13 protein-coding genes are annotated in these 17,493 nt (G+C 33.9%); 3 read left to right on the forward strand and 10 right to left on the reverse strand.

From position 1 onward, the window contains the following. Nucleotides 1-410 precede the first annotated feature (410 nt). From DIT68_RS11665 to DIT68_RS11675, 3 genes are all read left to right on the forward strand, one after another. On the forward strand, nt 411-1,520 hold the full coding sequence (locus DIT68_RS11665) for an NAD(P)/FAD-dependent oxidoreductase (RefSeq protein WP_109360028.1): 1,110 nt from the start codon (nt 411-413) through the stop codon (nt 1,518-1,520). A 109-nt stretch (nt 1,521-1,629) separates the two neighbouring features. Continuing rightward, a complete protein-coding gene (locus DIT68_RS11670) occupies nt 1,630-2,103 on the forward strand; it encodes a hypothetical protein (RefSeq protein WP_109359985.1) in 474 nt (157 codons plus the stop codon). Next, nucleotides 2,084-2,476: a hypothetical protein gene (locus DIT68_RS11675; RefSeq protein ID WP_109359986.1), complete on the forward strand. Its 393-nt coding sequence runs from the start codon at nt 2,084-2,086 to the stop codon at nt 2,474-2,476. Before DIT68_RS11670 ends, DIT68_RS11675 begins: the two co-directional genes overlap by 20 nt. A 208-nt stretch (nt 2,477-2,684) precedes the next feature. On the opposite strand, the gene DIT68_RS11680 is transcribed toward DIT68_RS11675, so the two are convergent. The 10 genes from DIT68_RS11680 to DIT68_RS11725 form a co-directional block, all read right to left on the reverse strand. After that, nucleotides 2,685-4,046, reverse strand: coding sequence for an MATE family efflux transporter (locus DIT68_RS11680; protein WP_109359987.1), 1,362 nt, complete (start codon nt 4,044-4,046; stop codon nt 2,685-2,687). A gap of 170 nt (nt 4,047-4,216) precedes the next feature. After that, nucleotides 4,217-5,080 carry a cation diffusion facilitator family transporter gene (locus DIT68_RS11685; protein WP_109359988.1) on the reverse strand — a complete coding sequence of 288 codons (864 nt, stop codon included), beginning with the start codon at nt 5,078-5,080 and terminating at the stop codon, nt 4,217-4,219. A gap of 63 nt (nt 5,081-5,143) precedes the next feature. Continuing rightward, nucleotides 5,144-5,560 carry a Fur family transcriptional regulator gene (locus DIT68_RS11690; RefSeq protein ID WP_109359989.1) on the reverse strand — a complete coding sequence of 139 codons (417 nt, stop codon included), beginning with the start codon at nt 5,558-5,560 and terminating at the stop codon, nt 5,144-5,146. 316 nt (nt 5,561-5,876) lie between these two features. After that, the gene (locus tag DIT68_RS11695; RefSeq protein WP_109359990.1) at nt 5,877-8,192 is read right to left on the reverse strand and encodes a TonB-dependent receptor; all 2,316 of its coding nucleotides are present in this window, start codon (nt 8,190-8,192) and stop codon (nt 5,877-5,879) included. 2 nt (nt 8,193-8,194) lie between these two features. Beyond that, on the reverse strand, nt 8,195-9,214 hold the full coding sequence (locus DIT68_RS11700; protein ID WP_109359991.1) for a DUF4249 family protein: 1,020 nt from the start codon (nt 9,212-9,214) through the stop codon (nt 8,195-8,197). 152 nt (nt 9,215-9,366) lie between these two features. Then, entirely contained in the window at nt 9,367-10,209 is an 843-nt protein-coding gene (locus DIT68_RS11705; RefSeq protein ID WP_146194204.1) for a DsbA family protein, read from the reverse strand. A 171-nt stretch (nt 10,210-10,380) separates the two neighbouring features. Continuing rightward, complete coding sequence (locus tag DIT68_RS11710) at nt 10,381-11,418, reverse strand: hypothetical protein (protein WP_109359993.1); 1,038 nt, start codon at nt 11,416-11,418, stop codon at nt 10,381-10,383. A gap of 116 nt (nt 11,419-11,534) precedes the next feature. Continuing rightward, the gene (locus DIT68_RS11715) at nt 11,535-12,434 is read right to left on the reverse strand and encodes an IS1595 family transposase (RefSeq protein WP_109359994.1); all 900 of its coding nucleotides are present in this window, start codon (nt 12,432-12,434) and stop codon (nt 11,535-11,537) included. A 665-nt stretch (nt 12,435-13,099) separates the two neighbouring features. Beyond that, nucleotides 13,100-14,899 carry a translational GTPase TypA gene (typA, locus tag DIT68_RS11720; protein ID WP_109359995.1) on the reverse strand — a complete coding sequence of 600 codons (1,800 nt, stop codon included), beginning with the start codon at nt 14,897-14,899 and terminating at the stop codon, nt 13,100-13,102. A 35-nt stretch (nt 14,900-14,934) separates the two neighbouring features. Continuing rightward, nucleotides 14,935-16,716: a DEAD/DEAH box helicase gene (locus DIT68_RS11725; protein ID WP_109359996.1), complete on the reverse strand. Its 1,782-nt coding sequence runs from the start codon at nt 16,714-16,716 to the stop codon at nt 14,935-14,937. Nucleotides 16,717-17,493: the final 777 nt, after the last annotated feature.

Consider the following 17,493-nt stretch of genomic DNA (forward strand, 5'->3'; position numbering starts at 1 on the left):
GTTTTTGCAAAGATAGAATTTTAAAGTCAATTAGGAAGGGAGGAATTACGAATTGTTAGATTTCAGATTTAGAATTTGGTAATGATGAACGCCTTAGTTATGCTGAATGTTGGGGTTGGGATTGGATCGCGATGAATTTGGTGGAATTATGAATCCGCTTCATGAATTAATCACAGTGCGAAGATACAAGGTAGGGACGATTTGTAAACTTAGCGAAGCAATCTCATGACCAAAGGGAGTCATCGTCCTATTCGTTGGTAGAAATTCATTTGATTCAAAATTTTAGCATCCAAAAGGCCCCATTCCAATGCCACCATTCGTTAAAAATAAAAAATCAAATCAATTCCACATTTGCAATTTTAATCCGTATTTTTAGTAGCTTGCAAAGTGAAAACAACAGAAATATCGACATGAACTACAGCTACTGGGAATTAAAAGAATGGTTCACAAACATTGATTTTACGATTGTTGGAAGTGGAATTGTGGGATTAAATTGTGCTTTGCAATTAAAAAAGCAATATCCACATTCAAGGATTCTGATTCTTGAAAAAGGTATGTTACCACAAGGTGCCAGTACAAAAAATGCCGGATTTGCTTGTTTTGGTAGTTTATCTGAATTAATTGACGATTTAAAATCACATAGCGAGGAGGAGGTTTTTAACTTGGTTAACAAACGTTGGCAAGGGCTTCAACTTTTACGACAAAATTTAGGTGATGAAAACATCGATTTCCAACAAAATTCAGGATTTGAATTGTTCCAAAGCAAGGAACTTTATGAAGAATGTCTTTCTAAAAAAGAGTACGTTAATAAGCTTTTAAAACCCATTTTTAAGGAAGAAGTTTTTTCAATTGCAGAGAATTCTTTCAGCTTTCAAAATATCCATGAAAATTACTTCGAAAACAAATTTGAAGGTCAGATAGATACTGGGAAAATGATGTTTGAACTACTTAAAAAAGTTCAAAAAGCAGGAATTAGAATTTTAAACAATATTGCAGTTGAGGCTTTTACAGAAAATCAAAATCATGTTGAAATAAAGACCAGTGAAATAACTTTCAAATCCAATAAATTAATTCTAGCAAGCAATGGTTTTGCTCGTCAACTTTTAAAAGAAAACGTAAAGCCAGCACGAGCGCAAGTTTTGATTACAAAACCAATTGAAAACTTACACATCAAAGGCACATTTCATTTGGATGAAGGATATTATTATTTCCGAAATATCGATAATCGCATTTTATTGGGTGGAGGAAGAAATCTCGATTTTAAAACTGAAGAAACAACTGAATTTGGTCAAACTAAAATCATCCAAAATGAATTGGAGAGAATATTAAAGGAAATCGTTTTGCCTGAAACTAACTTTGAAATTGACCAGCGCTGGAGTGGGATAATGGGCGTTGGAAAACAGAAAAAAGCAATCGTAAAACAGCTTTCTGATCATGTATATTGTGGTGTGAGATTGGGTGGAATGGGAATTGCAATTGGGAGTTTGGTGGGGAAAGAGTTGGGTGAGATTGTTGGGTGAGGAATTTCGATTCCCAAGAGAAAAAAATACATTTCATTAACAAATTAAACAATAATCAATTCAATTTAATCTGGATTTTATTCTATATTAGCTGAAAATTCATCATAAAATGAGCGAAGCACAAATTTTCCAAGATGACTTACTTAATTCACTTACGAATCCAAATTGGAAAAATGAATCTATAGAAGTAGCAAAGAGCAAAGCCTATAACGATGGTTTTAAGAAGGGAATGAATGTAAAGGAATTAGCTTTAAAGAATTTTTTCATTTCCAACATTGAAAAGGCCACACTTATAAGTGAAGAAGTTTATAAAAAATTCAACGAATCAGGTTTCATTTGTAAACAGATGATTTTAAAAGCTATTGACTTGAAATCATTTGATGTATTGTGCATAATTGACAAAGAATCATATTTATCGGAAGCTCGAAAGATTGTATACAAATCAATCAGAGAGATAAAAAAAGCCAACAATTCAAATGAGTTTTTTATTAACTTTTTAATGATGCCTGATGGTGGAGAAATTGATTACAGTCTAATTAAAAGTGAAGGATTTACATTAAAATATGAGCCTAAAACACGCTAAACACAACAAAAAAGCTTGTGAGTTTTTAAGAGAATCTGGTCACTTTAATGATTGGGTCATTACTACTGCTTATTATTCTGCCCTTCACTTTATGCAAGGCGATATGTTCCCTGGGAGTTTCGAAAACCCAATAAATGGTCAAATTAAAAAGTATCAAAATTTCAATCAATACCACCATGATGTTAACGGACCAAGCAAACATGGGTTATTATTAAAACTAGTTGAAGATTTGGGAGATGATGATGTAATTGACGCTTTTACTAACCTAAAGGATTTGTGTTGGTCTGCTAGATACACAAACTATTGTTATGACAAGGAAGTAACCGATCTTTGCTATGATAGTTTAAATATAATAGAAGAGTTTTGCACCTAGTAAAATAAAATTGAAAAGCTACTTATTTTCTAGCAGCGTTCATCCAAATAAAACTGGATAAGATTGTTAGGCGAGGTTAGGAGTTGTAGTCTAACCCAGATGATTTGGGTTTACCCAACAGATTACATGTATCATGGATTTTTTCATTTGACCTGAAAAAATAAACAAATGGCTCTTATTCTAGTGCGTGAATGGTGCAAAGACAAATTCAGATCTTTTTTGCTTTCATATTTTTGAAGCTTTTCAATACAATTATTCCTAGCCATATTGTTATTACTACATCAATCAATGTAGAGGCTATATACACCCCGCTAACTCCAAACCATCTCGGAAAGAAAAGCATAACGGGGACATAAAAAACAATTTGACGTGCTAGGCCGATAATACTAGCATATTTTGGTTCTTCAATTGCTGGCAAATGGGTTAGTGACATAAAAACGAAAGGAAGAAATGGGATAATTGCCATGTAAATTCTGAAATTGAGTATTTCGGCTATAGTCATAATTCTGTTTGGTAAAACCAGTTGTATAATCATTCTTGGGAAAATCATAAAGATTAGCCAAAAAGGAAGCACTATCCAAAATCCTGATTTACAGAAAAGCCAAAAAGCTTTTTCAACGCGTTGCAATTGTCCCGCTCCGAAATTAACACCCGATACAGGTTGTAAAGCCCTCATAAAACCGAATAAAGGGGTCATCATAAAAAGTAAAATTCTATTGGCAGCCGCAAAGAAAGAGAGATCGTCTTCTGTGCCGTAAGCAACCACCGCATTAAAAACTACGATTGCTTGAATTAATCCCATTAGACTAAGAATAAAACCTGGAAAGCCCAATTTTAAAATACTTTGGAAAGTACTTTTATGAAAAGTTAATGCATTAATGTTGGAAGGAAATGAGCCTTTACCCTTTTGATAATACAAATAACCCATGCCACAATAAATCAACATTCCAAAATTGGTTGACCAAGCGGCTCCATCCACTCCCATATCACAATATAGAATCGCAACAGGTGTCAAAACTAAATTTGCAATTAGCCCGAAAGCCATGATGAAAGCGGCAGTCCACATTTTGCCTTCTGAGCGCACTATCATATTTAATTGTAAAGCATAAATCCATAAGGGCGTTGCTAAAACAGTTATTTTGAAATAACTCACTCCATATTCTAGTACCTCACCAGTTCCACCCATCATTTTGATGAGTGGTTCAGCGAAAAGGTATGCTGGAACTGCGAATAAAACGGAGACCATTAAGGTAAAAATCGTAGCGTTTGGGATTACTCTTTGCAGATTTTTAGTATCGTCTTTACCAAGAAGCACACTAATATGATTTCCTGCACCTGTTCCTACCCAAGAGCCAAGTCCCAACATTATAGATGTAAGAGGATAGGCTAAGGCTACTCCTGCAAGAGCTGTTTCATTGAGCAATTGACCAATATAAATGGTGTCCATAAAAGCGTTTAAACCATATAAAACCATTGCAAGAATTGCCGGTAAGGACAGCTTCCACATCACTTTTTTTAGGTTTCCGTTGAGAATGAATTGCTGCTGTTTAGATTGGACTGGAGTTTTCATATCTTATGTTTAGCTGAAGTATTTCGCTGATAAGTACATTACTGATGAGTACTTTACAAATATAATTATATTTATCTAAATATTAATTTAGTCTAGTCTAAATATTTGATAAATTTACCAAATTACAAGTAAATAAACGTGCATTACTTTACTTCTTTTGATTAGTAATGTCATTTTTCTGCTCCCTCACAATTATTATCTTCAGTTTCTAGTTGCAGCGTCTGATGATGAATACCTTGGTTTTTCAATACGCTTTGGATGCTTGGCAGCAAATCTGAATGATTTTTTTCTATCACAATATGCGAAGAGAAAACCAAATTTTCCTCATCCAATGACCACAGGAGGGTTTGATGTGTTGAAATAACATTTTGGATTTCTAAAATATTTTTTTCAATTTCATCTAAGCTTATATTTTTCGGAACGGTCTGGGCCAAAATAAGGAAACTCTCTTTAAACCGGCCCAGAACTTTATAGCTGATGAAGAGGGCAATTGCGATAGACAAAAAAGTATCAATCCAGTACAATGGATAAAAAGACATAACGATACTTCCTATTAAAACTGCCACCCAGCCCAACACATCTTCTAGCAAATGCCATGAAATAGTTCTTTCATTTAAGCTTTTACCGCCAATTACTTTCCATGCCCCAATAGAGTTCACAATAATTCCCAGTATAGCCAAATACATCATCCCCTGGACATCCACAACTTCAGGATTCATTATCCTTTTAATCGCTTCAACAATGATTATAACAGAACCCAGCAGTAAAATAATGCAATTGAGAAAAGCACTTATGATTGATAATCGACGGTATCCAAAAGTGAATTTTTTATTGGCTTTCTGATTTGATATTTTTTCTAGATACCACGAAGATCCTAAAGCAACGGAATCGCCCAAATCATGAATTGCGTCAGACAAAATTGCCACAGAATTGGTAAGAATACCACCGATAAATTCAATTATGGTAAAGGAGAGATTTAGAAAAAAGGCTACACCGATATTTTTTGTTGCTTGGTGATGATGATGATGTCCCATATTTTGTGCGTTGTCTTTAAATTGTTTGTTTATGGAACAAAACTAAGTCAATTTTACTGCAAGTCAGTTGCAATTTGAACAATGCCCTTTCAACACAAGGTTTGCAGACTGCACCATAAAGCCTTTGGGTAGGTTAAGCGATTGGGGTTTTAATGATTTTAGACAGAATGTTTCATTACAGTTAATACAATGGAAATGATAATGTTGAAAATCGAAAGAGCAATCACAATCTTCTGTACAAAGTCCAAATTTCGTAAATCCTGTTCCATCTTCTATCCTGTGAATCAATCCCTTTTGTTCAAAAGTAGTTAGGGTTCTAAAAAGTGTGCTTTTATCAGCATGATCAAACTTTTCTTCTAATTCTGTCAGAGATGTACAATTCTTTTCTTCCAAAAAATAGCGTAAAACAATCATTCGCATTGCAGTTGGGCGTATTTCTCTTTTATTTAACTCTGATTCTATTTTAGTGTTTGAATTCATTTTTCTGCGAAGATTAGTTTTTATGTGTACAAATATAAAACTCTATTTTTGATAGTTGTTTTTATAATTTAATGCATAATCTAAAATACTGCCTACTGATAGTCAAGAAGAGTGATGTATTTGAACTTTATGGAAGGTTGAGCTAAAGAATAAAAAGACGAAAAGTGTATTTAGAAATTTCATAGAATATTAGTTTTAAATCGTTTAACGTTATTAACGTGCTACTGAATTAAATTGCTGGTTTACAGAAATAAAAAAAAGCAACTACCTTTCGATAATCGCCTTTCTAAAAATTCATTAAAGTTTTATTTGAAACTTATTTCAACTTAAAACTATAACTAAATGACGGAAAGAATCCAAAGAAACTTTGCTGATAGAGTTTTAATTCTCCTTTTTCGTATGAACTACTAAACTCATTTTGAACAGGAATTAAATCATGCTGATAAAAGTAATAATAAGGATTTCTTCTTCCATATAGATTAAAGATACTAATTGTCCAAGTCCGCTCACCCCATTTGGTTTCCTTCGTATGATTAAAAGCGACATCCATGCGGTGATAATCCCTCATTCTGTGATTATTGATTCCATCAAAGTTATAAATATCATCTCCATCAAAAGTATAAATTTCATTGGCTAAAGTTAAGGGGTACCCAGTACCATAATTCCAAGTTGCTGAGAAATCTATCTTCTTATTCAATTGATAAATGGCTACCACATTAATACTCAAAGGCCTGTCATATTTAAAAGGAAAAACTCTCCCACCATTTAATGTTTCATATTGTAATAAGGATCTAGAAACGGTTGCACTTATCCAACCACTTAATTTCCCTTTCTTTTTTTGAGCTAAGAATTCAATTCCATACGCTCTATTTTCTCCATTCTTCTCCACTAAATCCTCCCATTCATCAACATAACCCATCAATGATTTACCAGGTTTGAAGCTAATCACATTATTGGCAGTTTTATGATAAGCCTCTAGACTTAATATGTATTTGTCTTTCTGGATTGATTTATATAAACCAACCGAATGCTGAACCCCTCTTGATGGAGGAATCTTTCTATTTGTTGGCATCCAATAATCCGAAGGCAAACCCGTTCCGGAATATGACAATAAATGAATATACTGATTCATCACCGTATAGGAGTATTTTAAAGACCAAGTTTTAAGAAAATTCAGACTGGAAACTATCCGTGGTTCAAGGTTATGATAACTTGTATCTTGAACAGTATAGTTGGAATAACGAAGACCTCCTTTGAGAGAAAACCAATTGTAATCTAACTCTATTTCAGAGTATCCACCGCTTTCAAAAGTGAGTAATTGTGAGAGTTGATTGCGTTCTAAATCTTCGATATCATTCCCTTTCTGACTATATTCGATGTCATTGGGTCTAAAAGCATGGTAAACTGCATTCACTCCAAAATGTAAATTTAATTTGTCATTGATGAAAAAAGAGTAGTCATTTTTAAAGCCATAATCTCTCACTCCAGTAGTTAGCTTATTATTTATTTCTTGATTTGAATCCTCAGTTTCTTCTTTAAAGCGAAACTTCTCATTGTAATTATAATTCGTAACATAAATAGTCGTGTTACTAAACAATCTCGATCCAAATTTGTGGTTCCATCTAAAAGCCAACATTGTATTTCCCCATGAAAGCTTATTGTCTAGGGTAGAAAGTCCTTCATTATCTGAATTAATTTTTAGATTATCTCGCCCTCGATAAAAGCTAAGGAAAAACTTATTTTTATCCGAAGAATTAAGGTTGATTTTGGCATTCAAGTCATTAAATCGATAATCTATTCCCTCACCGAATATCCTAAAAATAGGCAAAGGATTAATCCTTCCAGAAACGATAAATGAGGCTTTATTTTTAATCAACGGACCTTCAACTGCCAACCTAGTTGATAATAGTCCAACAGCCCCTTGCGTTCGAAATTCCTTCGAGTTTCCTTCCTTTGTTCTCACATCTAAAACAGAAGACAATCTACCAGAATATTCAGCTGGAAAACCACTTTTCATCAACTTCGTGCTTTTTATGATGTCAGCATTAAATACAGAGAAAAAACCTCCAAAATGAGCTACGTTATATAGCGGAACATCATCTAATAACATTAAGTTTTGTTCTGCTCCTCCTCCTCTAACATAATAATTACTAGAATTCTCACCTCCCGACTCTACTCCTGGTGTCAATTGGTAGGTTTTAATAATATCTACTTCCCCAAATAAATTGGGCAACCTCCTTATATCCTCCATCGCAATTGAAATAGAACCCATTTCATCCTCTTTAATTTCACTCTTTTTGCCGAAAATATCCACCTCATCAAAATTGGTGACTTTACTTTTCAAATAAACATTAAAAGAACCTGCCACATTAATTGTAGCAATAGAGATAATGGTGTCTTGAAAACCATAAGCTCTCACCTTAATAGTAGAATCACCTTTTTCTAAACTCAAACTATAGAAACCATATTCATTCGTTGTTGAACCATTTTTGGATTGAAGGCTAAATACAACTCCGCCAATGATACTCTCATTTGAGGATTGATCGAAAAGATAGCCGCTGATGACCCTATTTTGAGAATTAACAATACCACAAGCAAAACTGAATAAAATGAAGAGAATTAATCTAATCATAATTAGAAGTTAATGGTTCTCTCTGGAAAGAAAAAATTCTTTTGAGAATGATTATAAACTCCAAAAACTCCTAAGCCGTTTTCTACATTACTTGAAACATTTTGTGGTTCAGAAGCCCCAAACAAAAAATTAACGTCGCTCGTAATTAAATGAATCCTTTTATTTGTCTCAAATTCATAATATTCCTTCGAGACATTTCTAAGATGATAATTTAATTTTTTATGGGGGAAATCCACAGGGCCATTGCCCATATATGCCACCATTGGGAAATAGAAACTTACAGATTTTTCTTCTCCGCTAAATGTTTTGTCTGTAAAAAGTAATGATTTGGAGGTAGAAGGGGGGCCTCCATTAAAACTAGAGGAGTAATGGCTTAATCCTGTTATAAAGGCTTCGTCTGTTCTTAAAGAGTATTTAACTAACTCTTTATCAGGGGGACTTATTTGAGTAACAACTATTTCATAATAATTATCTTCTCCTGGAGGATCTTGGAAAGTTAAAGTGGAAGAGCCATACAACTCATTTTCTTTGATGAATAGTGCATATACTGAGGATGTGTCCACAGATTTAATTGGAACTTTATTGGGCATTTTAGACTTACTTGAAACGAATTGATCACCACAAAACACTTCTATTTCTAACTCATCTCCGGCTTCTGGAAAATCTTGTTCATTTTCAAATAGTGCATAGTATTCTTTTGTCTGATCATAAAATATAGTATCGTAAGCTATGCTGTTTTTCATGAGGACAACTTTACAATTCTGTAAATTTTCTTGGGGCTTATCATTAACCGAAGAACTCAGTCCCAAAATTAAAAAATTCGGGACTTTCTGAGGATAAGCTGAATCCCAGTAAATAATTCCAGGTCCTGTATCTAAATCCTCAGGCCAATTGGTGATTTCAGACCTCATTACTAATCTGGGTTCTGCCTTTTTAACATCAATTATTACTTCTTTTTCACAGGAGTAAAAAAGATTGAGCAGAAAAAGTATAGTTAAAGGATATATAACAGATCTATTCATTTTGGCGTAATTAATTTAAAGTTATAATAGCTCTTCATTATTTATATTTCCTGTGTTAACGAATTAGCTTGATATTTATTTTTGAAGAGTTAAAATTATGAATAAGGTTTGACTCAAAGAACTGAGTTATCTGAATTAAGAGGATGAAACAACTAATGCTCGTCCTTTTTATCTTCTAGAATTTTTTTCAAAATATTAATTACGTTAGGTTCATCATAAATCCTATTATTAATTATTAGTATTGGAGTTTGAAATATAAAATTATCTTTTAAAACGTCAATATTCCTCAATATTTGTTTATGGACATTTATCGAATTATAATCTTCTTTAAAATCTTTTATATTTAGTCCTAAATGCTCCGCAAATGATAATATAAGAGAGTCACTCAGAATACCATCGTGTACTCGCTCAATTACGAAATCGTTCATAGCATCAAATGCATTCTGATTATCTGCCGCAATTGGGGCCTTTGCAAACTTTAGCAATTGATCACTGAAGTATACAAATTTAAATTGGGCAATATCTTTATATCTGTCAGCAAGTAGTTTTATATCATCGTAAATAGTATAACAATGCAAACATTCATAGTTTGAAATCACTGCAATTTCCAAGCAACAGCCATTTCCCGTTTCCATGATATGTGGCCCCTCTAAATTGCCTTGAAATTCCCTGTGAAAATCTTTTTTTAAAAAAACGGATACTTTGGCATCATCAATTAACTCACTTTTAACTCCATTAAGACTTACTTGATAAACCGCAGTGTTATATATGGCTTCTGCCCTTATCGAATCATTTGCTAAAACAGCTTCATAATCATTGTTTTTTAATTCGATTTCAAGAGCTGAAGTAAAGTTCTTAGGAGTGTAACTTTTTATAAATTCATATTTAGTTTGATTCGCTCTATGCGCCTCTTCTTCCAGTAACATATCAATAAAAAAATCGCTTATAGCGTTTAATTTTAAATTATAAATTTCATTTGAAACTATCGAATCCAAGTCCTTATCAGTTAAATTGATATCTTCATATTTGGCAATAACTACATCATTTCTATTCTCGTTTGAAGAACAACTGAAGAATAAAAATAAAGTAAAAATGAAACAACTTTTTTTCTCATTTTAATTTATTAAACAGGAAGGGCTAGCCCACCTCCCCCATTGGTTTAAAAATTATAATTCACTAAATTTATATGATTTTATCAATAAGTTACGATTCCAAATATACTCTTTACCAACTGCATCGTTTGGAATTTTAACCACCTTACAATTTGCTAAATCTGAACCGCTCTCAATTTCTGGTTGCCATGGACAGGAACCGTTAACAAATGTATACATAAACCAAGTCCCACCTGCACCATAATTATAAGTGAATGCAGTTGACCCTTGTGGAACAGTCCCATAATAGCACTCACCAAAATTATTACTATCGTAACTCCCTAAAGGACAAACCTTACTATACGCGTATTCAGAATCCAAAGAGTAAAATACATAATAGTTATAATTATTTTGACGAAAATCTTGATAAACTAACATTGCAACTTTTTTCGGATTTCTACTTTCGTAATCCCAATAATGTGCATAACCATAATTACCGGGATAAATAAACCAATTTCCAATTCCATTTACTTCATAATCCTTCCACAAAGTACTATACCAGTTATTTTCCTTGTATTTATATTTCAACATATTGTTATATCCGTAGCCTTTGTGAATTGCACCTATATGTGTTTGTGTATTAGTATTAGCCACATAGGTGATTGGCGCTTTCGAAAATAAGCCATTTTTCAAACCCTTACTTTTGATGTTTAATGAAAAGAACTTCATATTTGCTTCAAAACTATGGTTAACAAGCTCTATTATGAGGTTAGATTCAAGCTGTTCGCCTTCCAAACTAACTTCATCATTACTTTCTCTTGGAGAATTCAAAGCAATGTCTATTTGCTTATTATTGTTAGTGCTTATTTCTAATTCATTATTATTTAGAAAATCAGTTATTACACTCATATTATCAGAATGCAATGCATACATAACGTAATTTTTATTTGTTTCATCATAAACAATAATCTCATGTTTAAAATTTTTGTATTGTGTCTCCTCAAAATTAGAAATTTCCGTAGAATTAGAATTAACTTTTTCTTTAAAATCCTCTTTCTTGCAAGAAAGCATTCCCAATACAATAAGTGCATAAATTAAATACGATTTTTTCATAGTAAATATTTTTATTTTATATGTTTTAGTTCTTAAAGGCAACTAAAATTAACCTGAAATAATTTGACTAGTATTATTTTTTTGTAAACTTAATATGCTTCCCCGCAATGTTACCACTAATTATTTGCAACGGCAATAACCAAGCGATCAAATAGCCTTTCGCCAAAATACCTTCTATTCAGTTTGTAGCAGAACTCATCTAAATACAATTGTAAATATTTGCGTTTTATTTTGTGATAAACGCCAAGGAAATTCCGTTTTGCATTACTAATTGCAATATGCACCCACTTAAGAGTCTCTTTAGTTGTTTCCTTTGTAGACTTCTCCATTATGTGCGTTTCAACTAAATCAGCAATATCAACATAACTTGTGCTCTTATCAGAAAAAACAATAGATTGTTCATCTACATTCTCAGATATAGTTTCGTTTACAGATTCTTTCTTATGACTGTCAAGTACTTTCATTTTATAATATCTACAAGATTTTGAGACTTTTCCTGTTTCAATATCCTCTAAATAGGTTGATTCAGCCATAACTGCAACATTTTGTTGTTTCTGACTTCCTTTACCTCTTTTCAATTTTATTCCATCTGGTGTAGCTTTTTCAAAGTAAGCTTCGTCAAATTCTATCATTCCTTCAAGCGTGTATTGGTTGTCTCTATTTCCCATAGCGTTTCTAATTCGATGCATCAAAGACCAAACAGTATCATATCTATTGTGGCCTAGTTGTCGTTGTAATTCACAAGCTGAAAAACCTTTTTTAGTACATGTCATGAAAATCATAGCTAAATACCAGGTTCGCACTGGTAAGTTGGACGCCTTCATAAATGTACCACTTCTCAAAGTAGTCCTAAAACGACATTCACTACACTGCCATTGCCACTTGGACTTTAGCCAATAATGTTTTTTACATTTACACTTTTGACAAGTGATCCCTATCTTTTCTCGTTGCTCTTTAAAGTGTGTTTTACAACTCTCTTCAGTTGGAAAAATTTCTACAAATTCTAGAATATTCATGCCTTAATGTTTAAATTTAAAGCAAAGTTAGATCACTACTACGTAATCTATTTATGTTCTAGTGGTATGATTGCGGGGAAGCATTAAACTTAATTAAAAAATCAATCTGACCTAATTAAACATTTCAAATAATATGTATCTTTTGAAAATATAATATCATTGGTGATATCTTTATGTAGTGTTTTTTTGATAAATTAACTTTAGATATTACAAAATTTCATAATTAAACAGTCTGAAATCTTGTGGTTCAAAACAATTAAAAAATATCTATAATGCTAAGTAATGATTACAAAGGCTTTTATCCTTAATTAATGATTAGTTTTAAAATAGAAATTTGCTTAAATTCATTTGAAATATGTGTGTAATCCCGATGATTATTTAAGAAATGACCTTTATTCAAAAATTGATCCTCGCCATTAAGACATACTTATTGAATTTCTAATGCTCGTTGTGATTTGACTAAAATATCTATAATATCTCACACCATTTAATTTTAGAAATATATCGATGATAGTGAACTTCTAAAAGACACCATGGATAAAATTTAATCTTGTTAACACAAAAAAAGGCGATTACCTTTCGATAATCGCCTTTCTAAAATATGTATTCAGTCTAAACCTTAAATCCTTGGCATAACGCCGTATTTAAGACTTTTTTGTCATAGACTATTTTCCAGCTCTCTTACGTGCACCCTCATCCAAAAGAATCTTACGAATTCTCAATGATTCTGGTGTTACCTCAACGTATTCATCGGACTGAATGTATTCCAAACTTTCCTCTAAAGACATTTTGATTGCTGGAGCAATACTGATTTTATCATCAGCTCCTGAAGAACGCATGTTTGACATTTTCTTCGTTTTCGTAACGTTAATTACCAAATCTCCTTGTCTAGAATTTTCTCCAATTACTTGACCTCCATAAATTGCCTCGTTAGGATTAACGAAGAATTTACCTCTGTCTTGTAAGTTATTCAAAGAATAAGGAATTGCTGATCCTTTCTCCATAGAAATTAAAGAACCATTTTGACGTCCAGGGATTTCTCCTTTGTACGGTTGGAACTCAATAAATCTGTGGTTCATGATTGCCTCACCAGCAGTTTGAGTTAACAAATAGTTACGTAAACCAATAATTCCTCTTGAAGGCACGATGAAGTCAACAATCATACGGTCACCTTTGGCTACCATATTCGTCATTTCACCTTTTCTTCGAGAAACTGCCTCAACCGCTGTTCCAGAGAATTGTTCAGGTAAATCAATTGTTAATTCTTCAATTGGTTCGTGCTTCTTACCATCAATTTCCTTGATGATTACTTGTGGCTGACCCACTTGTAATTCGTAACCTTCACGACGCATTGTTTCAACCAATACAGCCAAGTGCATTACCCCTCTTCCGAAGACCAACCATTTATCCGCTTTTTCAGTTTGCTGAACACGCAACGCTAAGTTTTTCTCTAATTCCTTCGTCAAACGCTCTTGAATGTGACGAGAAGTAACAAACTTCCCTTCTTGTCCGAAGAATGGTGAATCGTTAATAGAGAAAGTCATGCTCATTGTTGGCTCATCAATAGTGATGGTTTCCAATGGCTCAGGATTTTCAGCGTCACAGATAGAATCTCCAATATCAAATCCTTCAATTCCAGTTACCGCACAAATATCACCAGGCTGAACACTGTCTACCTTAATTCGCTCCGTTCCTTCGTAAACAAACACATCTTTGATGCGGTGTTTTTCTTGCGTTCCATCACGTTTAGCAAGAAGGATTGGCATTCCAGGCTTAATTGTTCCTCTTTGCAAACGACCAATTGCGATACGTCCAACAAAAGAAGAAAAGTCTAAAGAAGTAATCAACATTTGGGTATTTCCCTCTTCAATTTTCACTGGAGGGAAATATTCCAAAATTGAATCTAAAAGCGGCTCAATAGAATCGGTTTGTTTTTTCCAATCTTTAGACATCCACTTATTCTTTGCAGAACCATATACCGTTTCAAAATCTAATTGATCTTCATTCGCTTCAAGTTCAAACATCAAGTCAAAAACTTTCTCATGAACCTCATCAGGTGTACAGTTGTCTTTGTCTACTTTATTTACAACAACTAATGGTTTTAATCCCAATTGAAGTGCTTTTTGTAGTACAAAACGTGTTTGTGGCATTGGTCCTTCAAAGGCATCTACCAACAAACAAACACCATCCGCCATGTTCAATACACGTTCTACCTCACCACCAAAATCGGCGTGACCAGGAGTGTCAATGATGTTAATCTTTGTTCCTTTATAATTTACAGAAACGTTTTTTGATACGATGGTAATCCCTCTTTCTCTTTCTTGATCATTATTATCCATCATCAATTCGCCAGCATTTTCACGATCTCTCTCGCTAAATGACTCTCCTGCTTCGATTATACGGTCAACCAACGTAGTTTTACCGTGGTCAACGTGTGCTATAATCGCTATATTTCTAATTTCCATTCTTCGTTTATCTGGGTTTTAGTGTAATTTTATTATTATCTTCTTCTTCTGCTTGAACCACCGCCTGAGCGACCTCCACTTCTGCTTCCGCCTCCGCTTCTTCCACCACTGCGTCTATCTCCACCAGAGCGACTTCCTCCACGGCTTCCACCACGACCTCTACCACCTCCACCTGAAGATTTTTCTTGGGTTTTTTCAATGTTCATGCTTTTCCCTTCGAAATCTGCACCATTTACTTGCGCTAGAATTTTATCTGCATCAGATTTATCTGCATCAAAAAATGAGAAGGCTGGCATAATATCAATTCTACCAATCGTGTCAGATTTTAATCCTGTAGCATCGCAAATTACACGCAATAATCCACCCGGATTCAAACCATCTTTATCTCCTAAAGAAACGAAGAAACGTTGTTTGTTTTCATCTGTTCTTCCTCTGTCTCTTCTTCGTCCTCTATCTCTATCGCGACCTCTATCGTCACCACCTCGATCAGATGCTTTTGCATTCAAGTCTCCGGCTTTCTTGTAATAATCTAAGAAACGGTTAAACTCAGCAGAAACGAATTTTTTAATCACTTCTTCTTTAGTTAGTTCCTCTAAATCTGCTAAGATATGTGGAATGAAAGGAGCTATTTCTTCTTCGTTTACTTTCGTTGCTTTTACTTTGTTGATCATCGATTCCAACTGGATAGCACAAATTGCTTCCGGTCCAGGAATTTCAGCTGGAGTAAATTTCTGACCAATAATCTTTTCGATTTGATTGATCTTATATTTCTCACGTGTGTTGATCAAAACAAGAGATTCTCCTGTATTTCCAGCACGTGCTGTACGACCACTACGGTGCGTATAGTTTTCTACCTCATCTGGCAGATTATAGTTAATTACGTGAGTAATATCGTCCACATCAATTCCACGAGCAGCAACATCAGTAGCCACAAGCAATTGAATGCTTCGGTTTCTGAATAAGTTCATTACTCTGTCTCTTTGTGCTTGGGATAAATCTCCGTGCAATGCTTCTGCGCTGTACCCTTCTTTTCCAAGTTTTTCAGCTACTTGCTGCGTTTCTCTTCTTGTACGACAAAAAACAAGTCCAAATATCTTTGGGTTAAAATCGATTAAACGCTTCAATGCAGCGTAACGATCTCTTTCTTTTACTGAAAAATAAATGTGGTCAATGTTGGCATTACCTTCATTTTTGTTTCCTATGCTCACCTCAAGTGGATCAGTCATATACGTTTTCCCAATTCTTGCCACTTCTTTTGGCATTGTTGCAGAAAACAACCACGTACTTTTTTCTTCTGGCGTAGCGCTCAAAATGAAATCCAAATCTTCTTTGAATCCCATGTTTAGCATTTCATCTGCCTCATCCAATACTACTACTTCAACTTCATTCAGTTGAATTGCTTTGCGTTTGATCAAATCAACTAAACGTCCTGGTGTAGCTACAATAATAGAGACTCCGTTTCTGATGTTTTTGATTTGTCTTTGAATGTCTGCTCCACCATAAACGGCTTCCACAGTTGCACTTTTTTCGTACTTAGAATAGTTTTGTAAATCTTTTGCAATCTGCAAACATAATTCCCTAGTTGGACAAATAATTAAGCCTGTTGGATATTTTCGGCTTTCTGTAATTCTGTTCACTAATGGTAATCCAAAAGCGGCAGTTTTCCCTGTTCCAGTCTGTGCTAATCCTACAAAATCACTCTTAGACTTGAGTAAGTGTGGAATGGCTTCTAACTGAATTGGCGTTGGCTGTTCAAACCCCATGTCTGTAACAGCTTTGACCACTTGGCTTCTCAGCCCTAAATCGTTAAAGGTCATACTTTTATTTAAAATTTGAGTGCAAAGGTACGACATTCTCAAGAGAATCAAGATTTTGAGGTTTTTTTTATTGGTTTTTTTTCGCGGACTAGGCTGAAAAGTCAAATAGAGGGTGTTTTTTAAGATGTTGATTTTGTGGAGCGTATGAAATAATGGTTAATTTTTAATTGTTAATCCGCCATTTGTTGGACAAGTTGCTTAACACCTTCATTGTCATTTACTTGTAAATATAGATTACTTCCCTCTCTTTCTCCTCTCTCACTCTTAGCTTTACCACAATGAGTGCGCGAGATTTCACTTAGAGAAGCAGCGTCCTTGATTGGCATGAAGGAAATGAGAAAAGTACACCTGCGGTGTTGGAAAAAAAATGAAACCTAAAAAACATGGTCTATTTAAATAAAACGGAGTTCTAATGCAAACATACCTGACAAGGAAGGTGCGATTCCATTTCAGCATTCAAAAAACAGAAGTTACGAGGAGATTGCATATATTTTAGAAAAAGTAGGAGCTGAATAAAAATTAATGATATTTGTGAAAAATGTAAAAATTGTCCACCAGGCTGGTGGACAATTGCAAAACAATAAAGGTTCCTTATAAAGAAGCCAATGGGGATAAGCGAGTTCACTTTTGGTGAATTACCGAAAATAATTCAAAATAACATGCCTACGGTTGAGGAATTAGAAACAGAACTTAACAGAAAAAAATAAATGTATTGAAATACATTATCAGAACTGGCATAACTCCCTACTGGTGCATTTAAATATTAAATGCGTATCC

Origin of the sequence: Brumimicrobium oceani, from assembly GCF_003143775.1 — a bacterium.
Lineage (GTDB): Bacteria > Bacteroidota > Bacteroidia > Flavobacteriales_D > Crocinitomicaceae > Brumimicrobium > Brumimicrobium oceani.

Coding starts and splice junctions, on each gene's coding strand:
- DIT68_RS11665 (WP_109360028.1), top strand. CDS start 411: ATGAACTACAGCTACTGGGAATTAAAAGAATGGTTCACAAACATTGAT.
- DIT68_RS11670 (WP_109359985.1), top strand. CDS start 1,630: ATGAGCGAAGCACAAATTTTCCAAGATGACTTACTTAATTCACTTACG.
- DIT68_RS11675 (WP_109359986.1), top strand. CDS start 2,084: ATGAGCCTAAAACACGCTAAACACAACAAAAAAGCTTGTGAGTTTTTA.
- DIT68_RS11680 (WP_109359987.1), bottom strand. CDS start 4,046: ATGAAAACTCCAGTCCAATCTAAACAGCAGCAATTCATTCTCAACGGA.
- DIT68_RS11685 (WP_109359988.1), bottom strand. CDS start 5,080: ATGGGACATCATCATCATCACCAAGCAACAAAAAATATCGGTGTAGCC.
- DIT68_RS11690 (WP_109359989.1), bottom strand. CDS start 5,560: ATGAATTCAAACACTAAAATAGAATCAGAGTTAAATAAAAGAGAAATA.
- DIT68_RS11695 (WP_109359990.1), bottom strand. CDS start 8,192: ATGATTAGATTAATTCTCTTCATTTTATTCAGTTTTGCTTGTGGTATT.
- DIT68_RS11700 (WP_109359991.1), bottom strand. CDS start 9,214: ATGAATAGATCTGTTATATATCCTTTAACTATACTTTTTCTGCTCAAT.
- DIT68_RS11710 (WP_109359993.1), bottom strand. CDS start 11,418: ATGAAAAAATCGTATTTAATTTATGCACTTATTGTATTGGGAATGCTT.
- DIT68_RS11715 (WP_109359994.1), bottom strand. CDS start 12,434: ATGAATATTCTAGAATTTGTAGAAATTTTTCCAACTGAAGAGAGTTGT.
- typA (WP_109359995.1), bottom strand. CDS start 14,899: ATGGAAATTAGAAATATAGCGATTATAGCACACGTTGACCACGGTAAA.
- DIT68_RS11725 (WP_109359996.1), bottom strand. CDS start 16,716: ATGACCTTTAACGATTTAGGGCTGAGAAGCCAAGTGGTCAAAGCTGTT.